Source organism: Luteolibacter luteus (genome assembly GCF_012913485.1).
Classification (GTDB): Bacteria; Verrucomicrobiota; Verrucomicrobiia; order Verrucomicrobiales; family Akkermansiaceae; genus Haloferula; species Haloferula lutea.
In genome coordinates, this window is record NZ_CP051774.1 from 5,144,028 (window position 1) to 5,159,379 (window position 15,352).

The 15,352-nt window shown below is 61.1% G+C and carries 18 protein-coding genes; 12 read left to right on the forward strand and 6 right to left on the reverse strand.

The genetic code is table 11. From position 1 onward, the window contains the following. The first annotated feature begins 17 nt into the window (after nucleotides 1–17). Complete coding sequence (locus HHL09_RS21280; protein ID WP_169456670.1) at nucleotides 18–566, forward strand: dihydrofolate reductase family protein; 549 nt, start codon at nucleotides 18–20, stop codon at nucleotides 564–566. Between the two features lie 46 nt (nucleotides 567–612). On the opposite strand, the gene HHL09_RS21285 is transcribed toward HHL09_RS21280, so the two are convergent. Further along, nucleotides 613–1,161: a rhodanese-like domain-containing protein gene (locus tag HHL09_RS21285; protein WP_240963679.1), complete on the reverse strand. Its 549-nt coding sequence runs from the start codon at nucleotides 1,159–1,161 to the stop codon at nucleotides 613–615. Nucleotides 1,162–1,234: 73 nt separating this feature from the next. Here HHL09_RS21285 and pssA point away from each other — a divergent pair, with 73 nt between their 5' ends. After that, entirely contained in the window at nucleotides 1,235–2,128 is an 894-nt protein-coding gene (pssA, locus tag HHL09_RS21290) for a CDP-diacylglycerol--serine O-phosphatidyltransferase (RefSeq protein ID WP_169456671.1), read from the forward strand. Nucleotides 2,129–2,174: 46 nt separating this feature from the next. Beyond that, nucleotides 2,175–2,783 carry an N-acetylmuramoyl-L-alanine amidase family protein gene (locus HHL09_RS21295; protein WP_169456672.1) on the forward strand — a complete coding sequence of 203 codons (609 nt, stop codon included), beginning with the start codon at nucleotides 2,175–2,177 and terminating at the stop codon, nucleotides 2,781–2,783. 140 nt (nucleotides 2,784–2,923) lie between these two features. Here the strand turns inward: HHL09_RS21295 and lpxA are convergent, their stop codons facing one another. After that, the gene (lpxA, locus tag HHL09_RS21300) at nucleotides 2,924–3,736 is read right to left on the reverse strand and encodes an acyl-ACP--UDP-N-acetylglucosamine O-acyltransferase (protein ID WP_240963680.1); all 813 of its coding nucleotides are present in this window, start codon (nucleotides 3,734–3,736) and stop codon (nucleotides 2,924–2,926) included. Between the two features lie 55 nt (nucleotides 3,737–3,791). Here lpxA and HHL09_RS21305 point away from each other — a divergent pair, with 55 nt between their 5' ends. Next, nucleotides 3,792–4,988: an RsmB/NOP family class I SAM-dependent RNA methyltransferase gene (locus tag HHL09_RS21305; RefSeq protein WP_169456673.1), complete on the forward strand. Its 1,197-nt coding sequence runs from the start codon at nucleotides 3,792–3,794 to the stop codon at nucleotides 4,986–4,988. A gap of 26 nt (nucleotides 4,989–5,014) precedes the next feature. Here the strand turns inward: HHL09_RS21305 and HHL09_RS21310 are convergent, their stop codons facing one another. Then, nucleotides 5,015–5,617 carry a L,D-transpeptidase gene (locus HHL09_RS21310; protein WP_169456674.1) on the reverse strand — a complete coding sequence of 201 codons (603 nt, stop codon included), beginning with the start codon at nucleotides 5,615–5,617 and terminating at the stop codon, nucleotides 5,015–5,017. A gap of 111 nt (nucleotides 5,618–5,728) precedes the next feature. Between HHL09_RS21310 and HHL09_RS21315 the strand changes: the two genes are divergently transcribed. Both HHL09_RS21315 and HHL09_RS21320 read left to right on the forward strand, forming a co-directional pair. Beyond that, nucleotides 5,729–6,517: a 3-keto-disaccharide hydrolase gene (locus tag HHL09_RS21315; RefSeq protein WP_205760899.1), complete on the forward strand. Its 789-nt coding sequence runs from the start codon at nucleotides 5,729–5,731 to the stop codon at nucleotides 6,515–6,517. Nucleotides 6,518–6,698: 181 nt separating this feature from the next. Beyond that, nucleotides 6,699–7,397 (forward strand): SDR family oxidoreductase, encoded by a 699-nt coding sequence (locus HHL09_RS21320; protein ID WP_169456675.1) that lies wholly within the window; start codon nucleotides 6,699–6,701, stop codon nucleotides 7,395–7,397. Here the strand turns inward: HHL09_RS21320 and blaOXA are convergent. Next, nucleotides 7,394–8,191, reverse strand: a complete 798-nt coding sequence (blaOXA, locus tag HHL09_RS21325; RefSeq protein ID WP_205760900.1) for a class D beta-lactamase — start codon at nucleotides 8,189–8,191, stop codon at nucleotides 7,394–7,396. The genes HHL09_RS21320 and blaOXA overlap by 4 nt on opposite strands. Before the next feature lie 91 nt (nucleotides 8,192–8,282). On the opposite strand from blaOXA, the gene HHL09_RS21330 reads away from it, so the two are divergent. Together HHL09_RS21330 and HHL09_RS21335 are read left to right on the forward strand one after the other, a co-directional pair. Further along, nucleotides 8,283–9,512 (forward strand): TCR/Tet family MFS transporter, encoded by a 1,230-nt coding sequence (locus HHL09_RS21330; protein WP_169456676.1) that lies wholly within the window; start codon nucleotides 8,283–8,285, stop codon nucleotides 9,510–9,512. Nucleotides 9,513–9,565: 53 nt separating this feature from the next. Then, nucleotides 9,566–10,138, forward strand: coding sequence for a sugar O-acetyltransferase (locus tag HHL09_RS21335; RefSeq protein ID WP_169456677.1), 573 nt, complete (start codon nucleotides 9,566–9,568; stop codon nucleotides 10,136–10,138). 66 nt (nucleotides 10,139–10,204) lie between these two features. Here HHL09_RS21335 and HHL09_RS21340 read toward each other — a convergent pair whose 3' ends face one another. Both HHL09_RS21340 and HHL09_RS21345 read right to left on the reverse strand, forming a co-directional pair. Further along, entirely contained in the window at nucleotides 10,205–11,239 is a 1,035-nt protein-coding gene (locus HHL09_RS21340) for a BPSS1187 family protein (RefSeq protein ID WP_205760901.1), read from the reverse strand. Between the two features lie 14 nt (nucleotides 11,240–11,253). Then, nucleotides 11,254–12,387: a serine hydrolase domain-containing protein gene (locus HHL09_RS21345; protein WP_169456678.1), complete on the reverse strand. Its 1,134-nt coding sequence runs from the start codon at nucleotides 12,385–12,387 to the stop codon at nucleotides 11,254–11,256. Nucleotides 12,388–12,511: 124 nt separating this feature from the next. Here HHL09_RS21345 and HHL09_RS21350 point away from each other — a divergent pair, with 124 nt between their 5' ends. The 4 genes from HHL09_RS21350 to HHL09_RS21365 all read left to right on the forward strand — a co-directional run bounded on the left by HHL09_RS21350 (nucleotide 12,512) and on the right by HHL09_RS21365 (nucleotide 15,319). Further along, entirely contained in the window at nucleotides 12,512–12,934 is a 423-nt protein-coding gene (locus HHL09_RS21350) for a VOC family protein (protein WP_205760902.1), read from the forward strand. Further along, nucleotides 12,931–13,641: an RluA family pseudouridine synthase gene (locus HHL09_RS21355; RefSeq protein ID WP_169456679.1), complete on the forward strand. Its 711-nt coding sequence runs from the start codon at nucleotides 12,931–12,933 to the stop codon at nucleotides 13,639–13,641. The genes HHL09_RS21350 and HHL09_RS21355 overlap by 4 nt, the downstream gene beginning before the upstream one ends. A gap of 130 nt (nucleotides 13,642–13,771) precedes the next feature. Beyond that, nucleotides 13,772–14,242: a lipocalin family protein gene (locus HHL09_RS21360; RefSeq protein ID WP_169456680.1), complete on the forward strand. Its 471-nt coding sequence runs from the start codon at nucleotides 13,772–13,774 to the stop codon at nucleotides 14,240–14,242. A gap of 45 nt (nucleotides 14,243–14,287) precedes the next feature. Next, on the forward strand, nucleotides 14,288–15,319 hold the full coding sequence (locus HHL09_RS21365; RefSeq protein WP_169456681.1) for a GlxA family transcriptional regulator: 1,032 nt from the start codon (nucleotides 14,288–14,290) through the stop codon (nucleotides 15,317–15,319). Nucleotides 15,320–15,352 lie beyond the last annotated feature (33 nt).

Here is a 15,352-nt window from a genome sequence, read left to right on the forward strand (position 1 = left end):
AGCGATAATGTCCCATCATGCGACCTCTCCGGTATTCCATCAATGTCACCCTCGATGGATGTTGCGACCATCAGGGGATCTCCCCGGACGAAGAGCTGCATCGCAATGCCGTGGAGAACCTGAATCGTGCCGACGCCCTTCTTTTCGGGCGGGTGATCTATGAAATGATGGAGGCCGCATTCCGCTGGCCCTCATCCACGGAAGCGATGCCTGATTGGATGCAACCGTTTGCCCGGACGATCAACGCGGCGAAGAAATACGTGGTATCGAGCAGATTGAAGGAGCCCGACTGGAATGCGGAACTCGTACGGGGAGAGCTGGGCGCTGCCGTGTGCCAGCTCAAGCAGGAGCCGGGTAAGGGACTGATGGTGGGAGGCGTGAAGCTTCCCATGGCTCTGGCGGAGTTGGGATTGATCGATGAATACGAATTCGTAGTACACCCCCGGATTGCCGGACATGGCCCGACCTTGTTCGCGGGGTTATCAAAGTATGTCGACTTGAAGCTGATCGACCGGAAGGAGTTCGGTTCGGGTGCCGTGGCGCTGCGGTATGAGCCGCGGCGGTAGACTTTATCATGGGGCTTCGCCGGGTTCCCGATGACCGGCTTCAACCTCAATCGATCTCCAGCCGATACCTCGGCAGCTTGGGATCGACCTCGCGGCTCCAAGCATCGATGCCGCCCTTGAGGGCCTTGGTGTTTTTCATGCCGTGGCCGAGGAACCAGGCACAGGTATCGAGCACGTGCTTGCCGGCGTGATCGTGGATAATGATGCGGCGCTGGGGATCACCGGCGAATAGCTTTTGTTGAAGCTCCTGCTCGAGAAAGACCGAGCCGGGAATGCTCACGGCCTCGTGTTCCTCGCGGGTCCGGGAGTCCAGCAGGAGTGGCGGGGCGGGGGAGTCGAGTTCGGCCTTGAGATCCGCGGGGCTGATCATCATCGACTCGTCGTGAGCGTGGCTGGCCAGCAAGTGATCCAGGACTTCCTGCACGTCCAATTCCCCGGCGCGGGCGCAAAGTTCGCCCAGTGTTTCGGTATCGGAAAAGCCACAGCTCTGGCAGCCGCCGAGGTGATAGCGGGAGAAAAGGGCACGCCGGGCACCCGGCAGGGCTTCCATGATGCTGCCCATCGGGGTGGCGGGATTGATCGTCGCGGGGTCCACTTCCGGGAGGCTAACGGGGGACGGCAGATTTTCCACTGTTTCAACGCAGGTTTCTGGGCCACCTTCCCGGCGCATGTTCCGACAGACCGACCCCGACGAACCGCGGATCTACTTCCTGCCCAATGCGATGACGGCAGGAAACCTCGCCTGCGGCTTCTTCGCCGTTTTGACGATTTTCAAGGGGATCATGCTGGCTTCCGCAACCGGATCCTACGATTTCGCCGCCGCGAAGCCCTACTACGAGCGGGCGATCCTGCTGATCTTCGCCTCCTGTATCTTCGACCTGTTGGACGGTCGGCTGGCCCGTCTCGGTGGCAAGGAGTCGCCCTTCGGCCGTGAATTCGACTCGCTGGCGGACGTGATCTCCTTCGGCATGGCTCCCTCGATGCTGATGGCGAAGGCTGTGCTGCTGCCGCTGGATGAGGTGGTGAACGGGCTCGGCTGGGTACTGGCCTGCATCTATGTGCTCTGCGGAGCGATGCGTCTTGCGCGCTTCAACTGTCTGGCGGCGCTTCCGAAGTCGGCGAATGTGGGCACGGATTTCCGCGGCATCCCGATACCGATGGCGGCGGGCTTCATCTCCTCGCTCACTTATCTGATCATCTATTTCAACGAAAACGACCGGGACCTGGGGGCATGGAAATACGTCCTCGCGGCGGCCATGCTGGGGCTTTCGATCCTCATGATCAGCGACGTCCGCTATCCGAGCTTCAAGAAAGTGGGATGGCGCACCCGCGGCACCCCGCTGATCATCGTGCTGGCGGCGGTGATCGTGTTCTTCACGGTGAAGTTCCATCAATTCGTGCCGGTGATCCTGTTCACCGCCTATCTGCTCTATGGGCTGGCGGTGCGCCCCTTCCTCTCTCCCAAGGTGCAGCGCGAGATCGAGGTGGATGATGAGGCGGGTGATGACCCTGCGGAGGCCCTGAGTCAAACCGATCACTCGCCGGAGAATCGAGTTGATTAAGATAGCTTAATCAATTATCTCCCGGGGAGTGAGGTCTTTCCCGGGCGTGACGATTTCCTCCCTCTTTCTCCGGGCCGCGAGCCTGCTGGCGGGATTATGTCTCCTGTTGGGAGGGACCGCGGAGGCGGCGCGGTTTCATACCGTGGTGATTGATCCCGGGCATGGTGGGAAGGATAAGGGTGCCTTCCGTGGCGGCGTGCGGGAATCCCATCTCACCCTGCAGACGGCCCGGCGGTTGGAGTCGCTGCTGAAGCGGAAGGGCCTGAAAACGACGATGACGCGGAGGAGCGATGTCTTTGTCTCGCTCAGCAGTCGCGTGGCCATTGCGAACCGGCATCGCTCCGCAGTGTTTGTGAGCATTCACTTCAACGCATGCAGGGATTCGCGGTATCGGGGGGTGGAGACCTTTTACGGAGGGCCGGCGGGGAGCAAACTGGCGCGGGCGATCCAGACGCGCTTGGCCAGTCGATTGAAGACGCATAACCGCGGGGTGAAGCAGCGGAGCTTCAAGGTGCTGCGGCAGACGAAATGCCCGGCAGTGCTGGTGGAGTGCGGCTTTCTCAGCCATGGAGGCGAGAGGAACCGTTGCCGGAGCGGTGCTTATCAACAGACGGCGGCGCAGGCGATCTGTGATGGGATCATGGCCGTGAGATAGGGACCGGGATGGATGGAATGAGGAAAGGCGGTGCCTGGCAGGGCGGACCTGTCGGTGATCCAAGCGGCAGTGGACTTCCGCCGTCCCAATGGGGCTGTCGAAGTGAGGCGGGCACCTCGCTATCCCGGGTCAGAGAAAGTTCACGGGCTCATCACGCCCTTTTTGGAGGGGGACTTGATGGCTTCGATGAGCTTCATGGCGACGGTAGGCCATTCGGTCTGCGCGGCCTCTTCGAGGGCGTCCTCGCGGCGTTTGCCGGATTTGAAGAGAAGTTGGTAGGCGCGTTTGATGGCGGTGCGTTCTTCGATGGAGAAGCCCGCACGCTTGAGGCCTACCGAGTTCAGTCCGGCGACGGTATTGATGCCATAGGCCATGCAGTAAGGAGGCATGTCCTGGCTGACGGCGGTCAGGCCTTGAACCATGGCGAGGTCGCCAATTCTCACGAACTGGTGCACCCCGACCGCGCCGCCGAGGAAGGCTTTGTTGCCCACGGTGACGTGACCGGCGAGGAGGACGTTGTTCGCGAGGATATTGCCATCGCCCAGCTTCACGTCATGGGCAAGGTGGGCACCGGTCATGAGGAAATTGCCCTCACCCATCACGGTGTCATGTCCCGACTTCGAGCCGCGGTGGACGGTCACGTACTCCCGCAGGGTATTGCGCGGGCCGATGACCACGCCGGAAGTGCAGGAGGGATCGAAAGAGAGATCCTGGGGATCGGCACCGATGATCGCGCCCCAGCCGATGTTGCAGCCCTCGCCGATCGAGGTCCGGCCGGAGATCCAAGCGTGGCCGCCGATCTTCACGCCGGCGGCGATTTTCACCGGGCCCTCGATTACCGAGAAGGGGCCGACGCTGACGTCCTCCGCGAGTTCCGCTTCAGGGGAGACGATGGCAGAAGGATGGATGGTCGGCACGGCGGGCTTGTAAGGCAGGGCGGGGCGCGGCGGCAAGAACGGCTCCCGTCCGCAGGCGAGATAAGATCGGCGTTGAGAAAATGCCCGGGCCGTGTCCAAGTTCGCTGCCGTGAGAATTCACCGGATGCTGGCGGAAGGGTGCGCGGGAGTGCTGCGCGAGGTATTTGACCGTGGCTGCGTGCTGGACCGGGTGATCGACCAGACTTTCCGCGCGAACCCGAAGTGGGGAAAGCGCGACCGCGGCTTCGTCGCGGAGACGGTTTTCGAGATCGTTCGCTGGCGCCGCGCGCTGGCGTTCGTGGCGGGAGGTGATTCGGTGGAGGCGCTCTGCGCGGCCCAGTGGAATCGCCAGGGGATGAACATTCCGGATTGGTGGGAGTGGAAGGGTGGCAAGCTCACGGAGATGAATGATCGTGAGGAAGCGCTGGGCTCCGAACCGCGGGCGATCCGCGAGTCGATCCCGGATTGGCTGGATGCCCGGGGTGCCTCGGAGCTGGGCGAGATTTGGGATGCGGAGATTTCCGCGCTCAATCATCGCGCGCCGGTTTTCCTGCGGGTGAATCGCCTGCGGATTTCGATGGATGGTGCGATCCGCTGGCTGGCGGAGAACGGGGTGATCGCGGATCGGGTGAAGGACGCACCGGACGCTCTGGTCCTACCGGAAGGAAAAGGGATTCCGAAGGCGCTGGCTGGTGAGGGCTTCGTGGAAATTCAGGATGCGGGATCGCAGGTGATCGCGCCTTTGCTCGAGGTGGAACCTGGCATGCGGGTGATCGATGCCTGTGCCGGTGCGGGTGGCAAAACGCTGCACCTGGCCGCGCTGATGCAGGGCAGGGGCGAGATCGTGGCTATGGATGTTTCCACGGCGAAGTTGAGCGAGCTGCGTCGCCGCGCCGCGCGGGCAGGGACGCGGATCATCCGCACGGAGACCTGGCGCGAGGACACGCTGAAGCGGTATGCCGGATGGGCGGATCGAGTGCTGATTGATGCGCCGTGTTCCGGGCTCGGGACCTTGAGGCGGCAGCCGGATTTGAAATGGCGCTTGAGCGAGGCCGCGGTGGAGAAGACACGACGGCTGCAACGGAGGCTGTTAGATCATTATCCCGCGCTGTTGAAGCCGGGAGGGAAGTTTGTCTATGCCACCTGCTCGGTGTTGCCTTCGGAGAATGCGGGGCAGTTGGATCTGCTCGCGGAGCGGGACGGGAGGTTCAAGATGGAGGAGAGCGTGACCGTTTCGCCCTCGCAGAGCGGGTGGGATGGGTTCTTCGCGGCGAGGCTTTCGGTCTGAGGAGACGGCGTTGCCGTTCTCTCCGATCAAGCAGCGGGAGTGAGCGTCGGCTTCGGGGTATTGCCGCGGATGACCTTGACCGGGGTGCCGACCTTTACCTGCTCATAGAGCTTTGGAACAAAGTCGCGGGGGAGGCGGATGCAGCCGTGCGATGCGGCTTCACCGGGCTTCGGGATTTCGCCGGCGTGGAGGCCGACGCCGTAGCTGGTGATCCGCATCCAGTAGTGCATGGGGGCGGGATGGTAGAACTGGCCCTCAGGCACGGGGGTGGTCGGCTTGGCATCGCCATTGGTCACATTGCCCGCGGCATCGGCGATCCAACCGTAGCGGTCGGAATGCTTCAGCTCCATCTTCTCGGTGATCTTATAGTTCCCCGGCTTGGTGGAGTGGCCTTCCTTTCCAGAAGAAACATAGGACCAGCCGACGGTGCGCTCGCCGCGGCGATAGGTGGCCACCTGCGAGGAGAGATCGATTTCCACCGACATGTCCTCCGGACCGCCATCGTCCTCCCAATCATACATCACCCGCGATGCCTGTGGCGGGGGTGACGGCTTGAACAGCGAACAGGAGCAGGTGGAAAGCGCGAGGGATGCGAAGGCGACTCGCGAAAGGAGGGAAGCGGAAGTCATGGGGCGAACGGAGCGGACTATCTGCGGATCAGGTCATCCGATCCAGTGTATTCACGCCGTAGGCGCGACCTTGCGTGATCCCGTAGTCCGGCTATACCGGAGGTAACTTCCATGAAATCCGCGTCTCCGATACTTGCCGGTCTTTTGATCTCGTCCGTCTTCTCCAGTCCGGCTTTGGCCGCGGAACATGAATGGGTGAAGCTTTTCAACGGCAAGGATCTCAGTGGCTGGACGCCGAAGATCACCGGTCACCCGCTGGGCGAGAATGCCCATGATACCTTCAGCGTCGACGATGGCATCATCAAGGTCTCCTACGACAAATACGGGAAGTTCGAGGGACAGTTCGGCCACCTTTATACGAACCTGTCCTACTCTCACTACATCCTGCGGATGGAATATCGCTTCGATGGCAAGATGATGGCGGATGCGCCGAACTATGTGAACCTGAACAGCGGGGTGATGTATCATTCCCAGCCACCGCAGAGCCTGGGACTGAAGCAGCCTTTTCCGGTGAGCCTGGAGTTCCAATTCCTCGCCGATGAGGGGAAGGGCAAGCGTCCGACCGGAAACGTGTGTACGCCGGGAACCAATCTGGAGATCGATGGAAAGCTGGTGACGCAGCACATCGTGGAGTCCACCGCTCCGACCTTCCAGCCGGGAGATTGGGTGAAGATCGAACTGGAAGTGCGTGGCGACAAGGAGGTGATCCACCGGGTGAACGGCCAGGAGGTGCTGCGCTACCAGAAACCGCAGCTCGACCCCGAAGGCCGGATCGAATCGAGCAAGGAGCTCTATGCCGCCGGGGCGATCACACCGCTGGCTTTCGGGCACATCGCGCTACAGGCGGAGGGGCAGCCGGTCTGGTTCCGGAATATCGAGCTGAAGCCGCTGGACCCGTAAAGAAAGGGAAAATCACGAGTCGATCCGCTTCGCGGGTGATGGGAGCGGTTGATGCAATTGTCCGAACTCGTCTGGAGGTGGTCTGTTGTCTCAGTACTCTCCCGCGGTCCTCGGGTGTCTTGGCCGTTCCTGTCTAAGGAAGATCGTTTGACCGGCAGGCACCTTGAGACGAGGGGATGGCATGCAGAAGAAGGTCGCGATCGTCACCGGGGCAGCCCATGGAATTGGAAATGGCATCGCATGGCGGCTAGCCGATGAAGGGTGGGAAGTGGTGGCCGCGGATCTGGAGGCGACGCCCGAGGTCTCAGGGGTGACATCGATGAAAACGGATGTGACCAAGGAGACGGATCTCAAGATGCTGGTCGCGCGGACGCGGAAACGCTTCGGGAGAATCGATGCGATTGTCTCGAATGCGGGCATCGGTGAGTTCAAGCCGCTAGCCGAGTCCACGCTGGCAGATTGGAACCGGGTGATCGCCACGAATCTAACGCCTGCTTTCCTGTTGGCCCGCGAGGCAGAGCAGGACTTGCGCGCGGCGAAGGGAGCGATGGTGCTGGTTTCTTCAACGCGGGCTCACATGTCGGAGCCGGACACGCATGCCTACTCGGCGACGAAGGGTGGCTTGGTAGCGCTTACCCATTCGCTGGCGGTCAGCCTGGGGCCGGATGTGCGGGTGAACTGTGTATCTCCCGGCTGGATCAATGTCAGCGGAGAGCGGCTTTCGAAGAAGGATCACTCACAGCATCCGGTGGGACGTGTCGGTACGCCGGATGATATCGCTGCGGCGGTATCCTTCCTGCTTTCCGAGCAGACGGGCTTCATCACCGGTGCGGAGCTGATCGTGGATGGAGGGATGACGCGGAAGATGATCTATCACTAGAGCACGTCCTCGCTCTTGATGCAGGCTTTCAGAATCTCCATGCGCTTGGGAGCATCCTTCAGATCGGCCATGTCGATGTTTAGCGCGAAGGGGTAGTTCGACTCGCCCTTTTCGATCCATCCGACGATCCAACCGATCTGTGGCTTGGTGGCGGTGCACCAACCGGTCTTGAAGTGGATCACCGTATCGCCAGCTGTTTCACGCGAGACGATTTCGCGGACCGTCTTCAGGGTCTCCGGCTTCAGTGGCAGCTTGTCGGTGAGCAGGCGGCTGATGAAGCGGACTTGCTCAACCGCGGAGATTTCCAAGGGGCCATCGAGCCAGAAACGGTCCACGACTTCTCCGGTCTTCATGTTTCCGTAGTCGAGGGAAGCGACACCTTTCGCCATTCGCTCTTGGCCGATGCGGCGGGCGAGCTCCTGGTAAATTGGAACGGCGGAGATCTCGATTGCCTTGCGAAGCGGGAGGTCCTGCTCCCATTCCTTGAACATCTGGGGTTTTCCGCCGTAGGGCAGCACTTCGTCCACGCTTTTCACGGCACCGGTTTCGAGTCCGATCAGCGAGTTCGCGATTTTGAAGGTGGAAGCCGGGATGTAGCGTTTGGCTGCGCGCTCCGGATTCCAGCCTTTGAGGACTCCGGTTTTCGGGTCCTGCAGCAGGAAGGTGCCGGTAGTGTCGACTTGGTTGAAATGCTCGCCGAGTGACGGGATGTTCTGAATTGCCGCAGGCTGCGGAGCTTGTCCGAAGGCGGAGGATGCAAAGATCAAGGGTGAGAGAAGGGCGATCAGCTTCACGGACTTGAACTAAGAGCGGCATTGCGAGCTCGCAAGGACGGCTGTGTGAATTCGGAGTTGCTCCGGGGTGGGGGACAGGCAGGCTCCGCGCATGGCCCGGCCGAAGCCTGCGATCATTTTCATCTTCATCACGCTGTTCCTCGATATCTTCGGCATCGGCGTGATCGTCCCCGTGTTGCCGAAATTGGTGGAGCAACTTCAAGGAGGAGATCTCGAGGCGGCGGCTCATTCGGTGGGGTGGCTGGGGGCGCTGTATGCGCTGATGCAGTTCATCTTCTCGCCCGTGCTGGGCAGTCTCTCGGATCGCTTCGGGCGTCGGCCGGTGATCCTGGGATCGCTGCTCGGTTCCGGCATCGACTACCTGGTGCTGGCGTGGGCACCTACGATGGGTTGGCTCTATTTCGCGCGGGTCGTTTCCGGGATCACGGCGGCAAATATTTCCGCAGCCAGTGCCTACATCGCGGACGTCACGCCGCCGGAAAAGAGGGCCGCAGGTTTCGGGATGATCGGTGCGGCTTTCGGGCTCGGTTTCATCGCTGGCCCGGCCATCGGTGGTCTGCTGGGTGCCCATGACCTGCGCACGCCATTCTTCGTGGCCGCAGGGATCACGCTGCTGAACTGGCTCTATGGTGCCTTTGTCCTGCCGGAGTCGCTGGCGAAGGAGAACCGGCGTCCCTTCTCGTGGGAGAGCGCGCATCCGATCAAGGCGCTGGTTGCGCTGAAGCGCTGGCCGATCGTATTTGGCCTCGCAGGCACGCATTTCCTGAGCGTGTTGTCGGGAAATATCTATCCCGCATTATGGGTGCTCTACACTGGCTACCGCTATGGTTGGGATAGCAAGATGGTCGGGTGGTCGCTCGCCTTGGTCGGGATCCTGGCGGCAGTGGTGCAGGCAGGCTTGGCTGGGAAGGTGCTGAAGCGGATCGGCGAGAAGCGCGGTATCTACGTCGGCCTGTTAGGCATGGCGGCCGCGATGTTTTGTTATGGCAGCGCGAACAAGGGGTGGATGATTTTTGCGATCATCTTCGTGGGCTCGATCGCCGGGATCGGCTCGCCTGCGACGCAATCGATGATTTCCAAAGCGGTTCCCGCGGATGAGCAGGGGGCGGTGCAAGGCGCTTTGAACAGCATCATGAGCATCGCCGGGATCCTGGCACCGGTATTGTGGACAGCGCTGTTCTCTTGGTCGATCGCCGATGAACGGCACACGAAGGTGCCCGGCCTTGCTTTTTACGGGGCATCACTTGCTTCGATCGCGGCGGTGGGGCTGGCGTGGCGAGCTTTCCGGCGCGCGCAGCCGGAAGCGGTCCAAGAAGCTTGAGGTGCTTCGGCTTGGTCGTTGGCAAAACCGGCGGGAGCTCCTAACGTGTGCTCATGGGAGAAAAGTCCGAGAAGGAGAAAATGCTGGCCGGCGAGCTCTACCTGGCCTTTGGCGAAGAGCTTTTCAACGAGCGCCAGCATGCGAAGAAGCTGTGCCGCCATTTCAATGCGACGACGGAAGAGCAGATGCCGGAGCGCTCAGGCTTTCTCAATGATCTGTTGGGAAGCTGCGGGACGAATGCCTTCATCGAGCCGCCTTTCCGCTGCGACTACGGCTACAACATCCACGTAGGCGACAATTTCTATGCGAACTACGACCTGATCATCCTGGACGTCTGCGAGGTGAGGATCGGGCACAATTGTTTCATCGCGCCCCGAGTTTCGATCTTCACGGCAGGCCACCCTTTGGACGCGCCGACGAGGATCAGTGGCTTGGAATTCGGCAAGCCGGTTACGATCGGCGACAATGTCTGGATCGGCGGACATGCGGTGATCAATCCGGGCGTGACGATCGGGAGCAACGTGGTCGTCGCCGCAGGGGCGGTGGTGACGAAGGATGTGCCGGACAACGTGGTGGTGGCGGGAGTGCCTGCGAAGGTGATCCGGCAGTTGGATGTGGCAGGATGAGGAAAGCGGGCGCCGCCTTGGGAATGGTCAGCGGGTGGAGTTGGAATCCGCGGTTCCCGGAGGCAATCACTTCCTCTGGTCCATCTGGCAATCCTCATCCGGGGTCATTGCCTCCCCGGTATTCTCCACGGGATGAGTGAAGAGATACTTCCAGACCTCCTCATGAATATACCGGCCCTTCGAGTCCTTTGTCGCGGCTCCTCCGGGGACCACGCCGCTGTGGGCCCGGTTGGCATCACCACCGACGTCGGCATCAGTGACGAGGCGGCGCGAATGACCATAGGGAGGTGAGGCATTCTCTACATTCACCACGGGACCGTACTCGTTCAGGCGGAGCATCAGCCAGGACCGGCAGTAGTGGTCGTTCGTCCAACCATCATCGAGGATGTGGGTGAAGGCAAAGTAACGATTGCCCGGTGTGGCGGAGGGAAGCGATTGCCAAGACTCATACTGATCCCGGGGGCCGGAGAACATTACCACGCGGTCGACCCTTACCTGCTTCGCCATGCGGGCAGCCGTGGTGGAACCGTGCGAAATTCCCGAGAGAATCACCTTGTCCCATTGCAGGTCGGAGCCATCGGCATTGAGAAATTGCTTCCAGTTGCCCTGCGGGTTCGTGCGATCCAGCCATTTCACGAACTGTAGGGAACGTCCCATGATGCTGTCCGTCTTCGGAATGGAAACGGCATCGCTGCTGTCCTGTCCGGTGGCCGCTTCCAACCGCACCTTGGAAAGGAAGAGGTCATCCTGTGGAGGCGGGCCCGAGTAGAGCTTCGAGAACCAGCCATTTGCGTAGTGGACCTGGATGGCGTGGAGGCCGTAGCCGGACACACGCTCGAAGAGGCCTTGGTTGTGCCCCATCAGCCAGATGACCAGCTTGCCCTGGTCGGGCACCCGCGTGTCCACGCAGGCATGCTCCAGATCGGCGGGCTTCTCCTTGGTGCCGAAGGTGAAATTGATCTCCGGATGCTCCTTTGCCTGTGCATCGATTTCGCTGGCGCGCGCCTTCAGGTCGTAGCGCTTGGGGGGGATATCGGGCTTGCTTTCGGCGTTCGCGATCGGGCTGGCGAGAGCGGCAGTGGCAATGAGTAGTCGGAGCATGGGGTGGGAAAGAGTCAGGCTTGCCAGGCAGGAACGGCCTTCGCCATCTGCCACATCATCTGATCCAACGCCAAAGCGATGTCTTTGTTGCGGGCGTTGGCGAATCCCGCCCAACACATCCCTCCGGAAGTCCTCACCGCGATGGTTGAGGTTCCGGGAAGGCTGCCGCTGTGCCAGCGGTGACGTGCTTCATTGACCGCCCAGCCGCTGGCATAGCCTGGATTCGCATTGCTGGCGGTGAGCATGCTTTTCACGGTGTCCGCGCGCAGGAGCGTGGAGGCGGCGCCGGCTCCGGAGCAGTGGTTGAAAACGCGCACGATATCCTCCGGCGTGGCCAGCCAGCCACCGTGGGAATCCATGCGGCGGACATTCATGTGATAGGGGTCTTCTCCATTCTGACCGTAGTAGATCACTTCGTCTTTCGCACGGTCCTCGCGGGTGTTCCCCGAGATTTTCATATCCTTCACGCCACTGGGCTTGAGAATGGTGTCCTCCATGAAGGTGGCGTAGCTTTTGCCGCTGCTCTTCTCAATCACCCGGCCTAACAAGCAGTAGCCGAAATTGGAGTAGGCGTAGCTACTGCCGGGGGCGTTCTTCAGCGGTTGCTCGCGCAGCGTCGTGGCGATCAGCTCGCGATGATCCAGATCCGGATGCCGGAACATGGGGTCATTTCCATCATTCTGCCAGCCACCGCAGGTGTGGGTGAGCAGGTGGTGAAGGGTGATGTCTTCCACGCCCTCGGGCAGTTTCTTCAGTCCTCTCACCTGCAGAAGCCCACCATCTCCAAAGATGTGGTCCTCCGGCTTCAGCTTGCCCTGCTCGATCAGCTTGTAGATGCCGACGGCGGTAAGCGGCTTCGCGATGCTGGCGATGCGGAAGAGGTGGCGCGGAGTCATTTCGTCCTTCTTCTCCACATCGGCCATGCCGAAGCCGATCGAATAGGAAACCTGATCCCGATAGGAGAAGGAGACCGAGAGCCCGGGCGCCTCATGCTTCTCCATGAACTCCCGAGCGATCTTCGAGATGATCTCCTTCTCGGCATCTGTGGGCGCGATGATTTCTTCCGATCTCGCCGCGGTGGGGATGGCGGTGGCGGAAAGAGTGAGGGCAAGGCGTTGCAGGCAGGTGCGTCGGCTGATGGGCTGCATGGAGTTGGGGCAGGATTCCGGCGGCAACTCCCGCAAGAGATGCCATCCGCTCCAACGCGGCAGGGAAGCCCGTCCTATCATCGCTTTCTTGCTCCGGAGCGCTTCCCGACGGATCTTGCGATCCATGATTTCCAAGGTAACGGGCATCACCGAGAGCGCGCTCTATGTCGACGATCTGGAGCGGTCGGTGCAATTCTACGAGAGTTTGCTGGGTGCCACCCAGCTCATCCATGAAACAGGGCGTTTCTGCGCGCTGCGGATCGTACCCGGGCAAGTGTTGCTTCTTTTTCTGCGCGGCTCCTCAACCGAGCCCTCCGACCTCGGCTTTGGCACCATCATCGGTCATGACGGTTCCGGCCCCCTCCACGTTTGCTTCGGGATCAAGTCGGAAGAGCTGAAAAACTGGGAAGACCGCCTGGCAGAGCTCGGAATTCGCGTAGAAAGCCGGGTCGATTGGCCTCGAGGTGCGACAAGCCTTTACTTTCGCGATCCGGACGGGCATGCCGTGGAACTCGCCACGCCCGGGCTGTGGCCCGACGAAGCATGATCCCGCCGCTGCGCATTCTTTTTCAGGACGAGCATCTTGTCGCGATCGACAAGCCCGCGGGCATGATCGTGCACCGCGGCCGGGACGAGGATCCGCCGGAATGGATCGCCATGAAACGGGTCCGCGATGAATTGGACCGGGAAGTCCACGTCCTTCACCGCCTAGATCGTCCGACCTCCGGCGTGCTGATTTTCGCGCTCGATCGGAAAACCTGCGCTCTGGTGCAGCAGGAGTTCGAACACCGCCGAGTGCAGAAGACCTATCTGGCGGTGGTCTGCGGCATCACCCCGGAGCAGTGGGTCTGCGACACGCCGCTTCAGAAGAGCCCCGAGGAGCCGCCACTCTCCGCACTCACCCATTTCGAGACCGCGATGAGTGCACCAGAAGGTTCCTTCACGGCGGATCCTGGCCTCAGCCTTTCCTTGCTGAAGGTCACGCCAACCACCGGCCGCTATCATCAGATCCGCAGGCATCTGCTAGAGGCGGATCTTCCGATCGTGGGTGACTACCGCTATGCCGGTCGGGATCGCAGCGATGAACTCGGCTCGATCCTGGGAACCGGCTCGCGCATGCTTCTCCAAGCGAAGACGCTCCTTTTGAAGCATCCCTACACGGGAGAAATGATGAACTTGGAAGCTCCTGCAGATCCTGACTTCTGCAAGTGCTTTCCGGAACTGGCTGGAGAAGCGCTGCCTGCGCTCGGCTAGGACGGAAACGTGTGGAAAGCACGTGAGTCCGGGCCGATGTTAGTGGATGATCAGGTTCATCCTCTTTCCCATCGCGATTCTTTTCGCAGCGTGCAGTCATGCGCCATCCGGGACGGCGCCTCTCAGGACGATGGCAAAGGTGGACGTGAGCCGCTATGTGGGGAAGTGGTATGAGATCGCACGCTATCCCCAGTGGTTTCAGAAGGACTGTGTCTCGGCTACGGCGGATTATTCGAGGAACAAGGATGGCACGGTCAAAGTGGTGAACACCTGCATCCGTGCCGATGGCTCACAGCGCTCGATCACGGGTGTGGCAAAACCGGTTGATGCGGAGGCGAATCGTTTTCAAGTGAGCTTCCCGGGGAATTGGTATTCGAAGCTGATTCCGGTTCCAGAGGAGGGCAACTACTGGGTGATCGATGTCACTCCCGGCTATCAGCAGGCGATCGTCGGCACCCCGGATCGCAAGAGCCTCTGGTTTCTTTCTCGCTCGCCGCGGGTGCCGGAGACGGTCTTTGAGAAGATGAAGTCGACCGCAAAGGAGCAGGGCTTTGATCCGGCAAAGCTAGAGATAGATGCCCATGCCAAGATCGGGGGCTGATGCAGCGTCGACAAGCTGGGCTGCGCTCTCCAAGCTCGCGAGGCGATGAAACGGAAAGAAGCCTCGAACCGTCGGATCGTGCTTCTCGTGATGCCGCCGGTTCGCGAGCTGGATCTGGTTGGCATCGTGGATGTGTTCGCTTCTGCGAACCGCCTGCTTCCTGCTGACCGGCATTATCAGATCGAGGTGGTGACGACTTCGCGCGAAGCGAACATCGCGGGGATGCAGGGGCTTTCCTTCGCGGGTGGGAAATACTATTCGGGGGTGAAGGGAGCCATCGACACCTTGCTCGTGCCCGGTGGGGGCGGTGTGGAGACCGGGGTGCCCACGGCCGCGGTCCTTTCATGGCTGCGGCGGCAGGCGGAGATTTCGCGGCGTGTTGGCTCGATCTGCACGGGTGCCTTCATGCTTGCGCATGCGGGGTTGCTTGATGGGCGTCGTGCCACCACGCACTGGTCCTTCGCACAGGAGCTTGCGTCACGCTTTCCGGCAGTGAAGGTGGATGCGGCACCGATCTGGATCCGCGAAGACAAGTTCTACAGCTCCGCCGGGGTTACTTCAGGGATCGACCTCTGCCTCGCACTGGTAGAAGAGGATCACGGGCGGGCCATCGCATTGGAGGTGGCGCGCAAGCTGGTGGTCTTTCTCTGCCGTCCTGGGAATCAGGCGCAATTCAGTGTCTCGCTTCAACAGCAGGCAGCCGAGAGCCGGCCTCTCCGCGACTTGCAGATGTGGATACTGGATCATCTCGGCGCGGATCTTTCGATTCCTGCATTGGCCGCACGCGTCGCCATGAGCGAACGGAATTTCCAGCGTGTCTTCACCCGTGAGATTGGGAAGTCACCGGCCCACTACGTGGAGGAAGTCCGCATCGAAGCGGTGAGGCGCAGGCTCGAGCGATCAACAGAGAGCATCGAGGAGATCGCGCGTGCCTGCGGCTTCGGCAGCGCGGATGTGATGGGGAGGTGTTTCCACCGGCGTCTTAATTCCACCCCGGCAGAGTATCGTTCCCGATTCCGTTCTTCGGGCGCGGGCAGCAGTTCGTCTGACAAGGGGAGGACCAAAGGCATGGCGTAAATCGTCGGATCGCTGTCGTGGGGGATCCCGCCA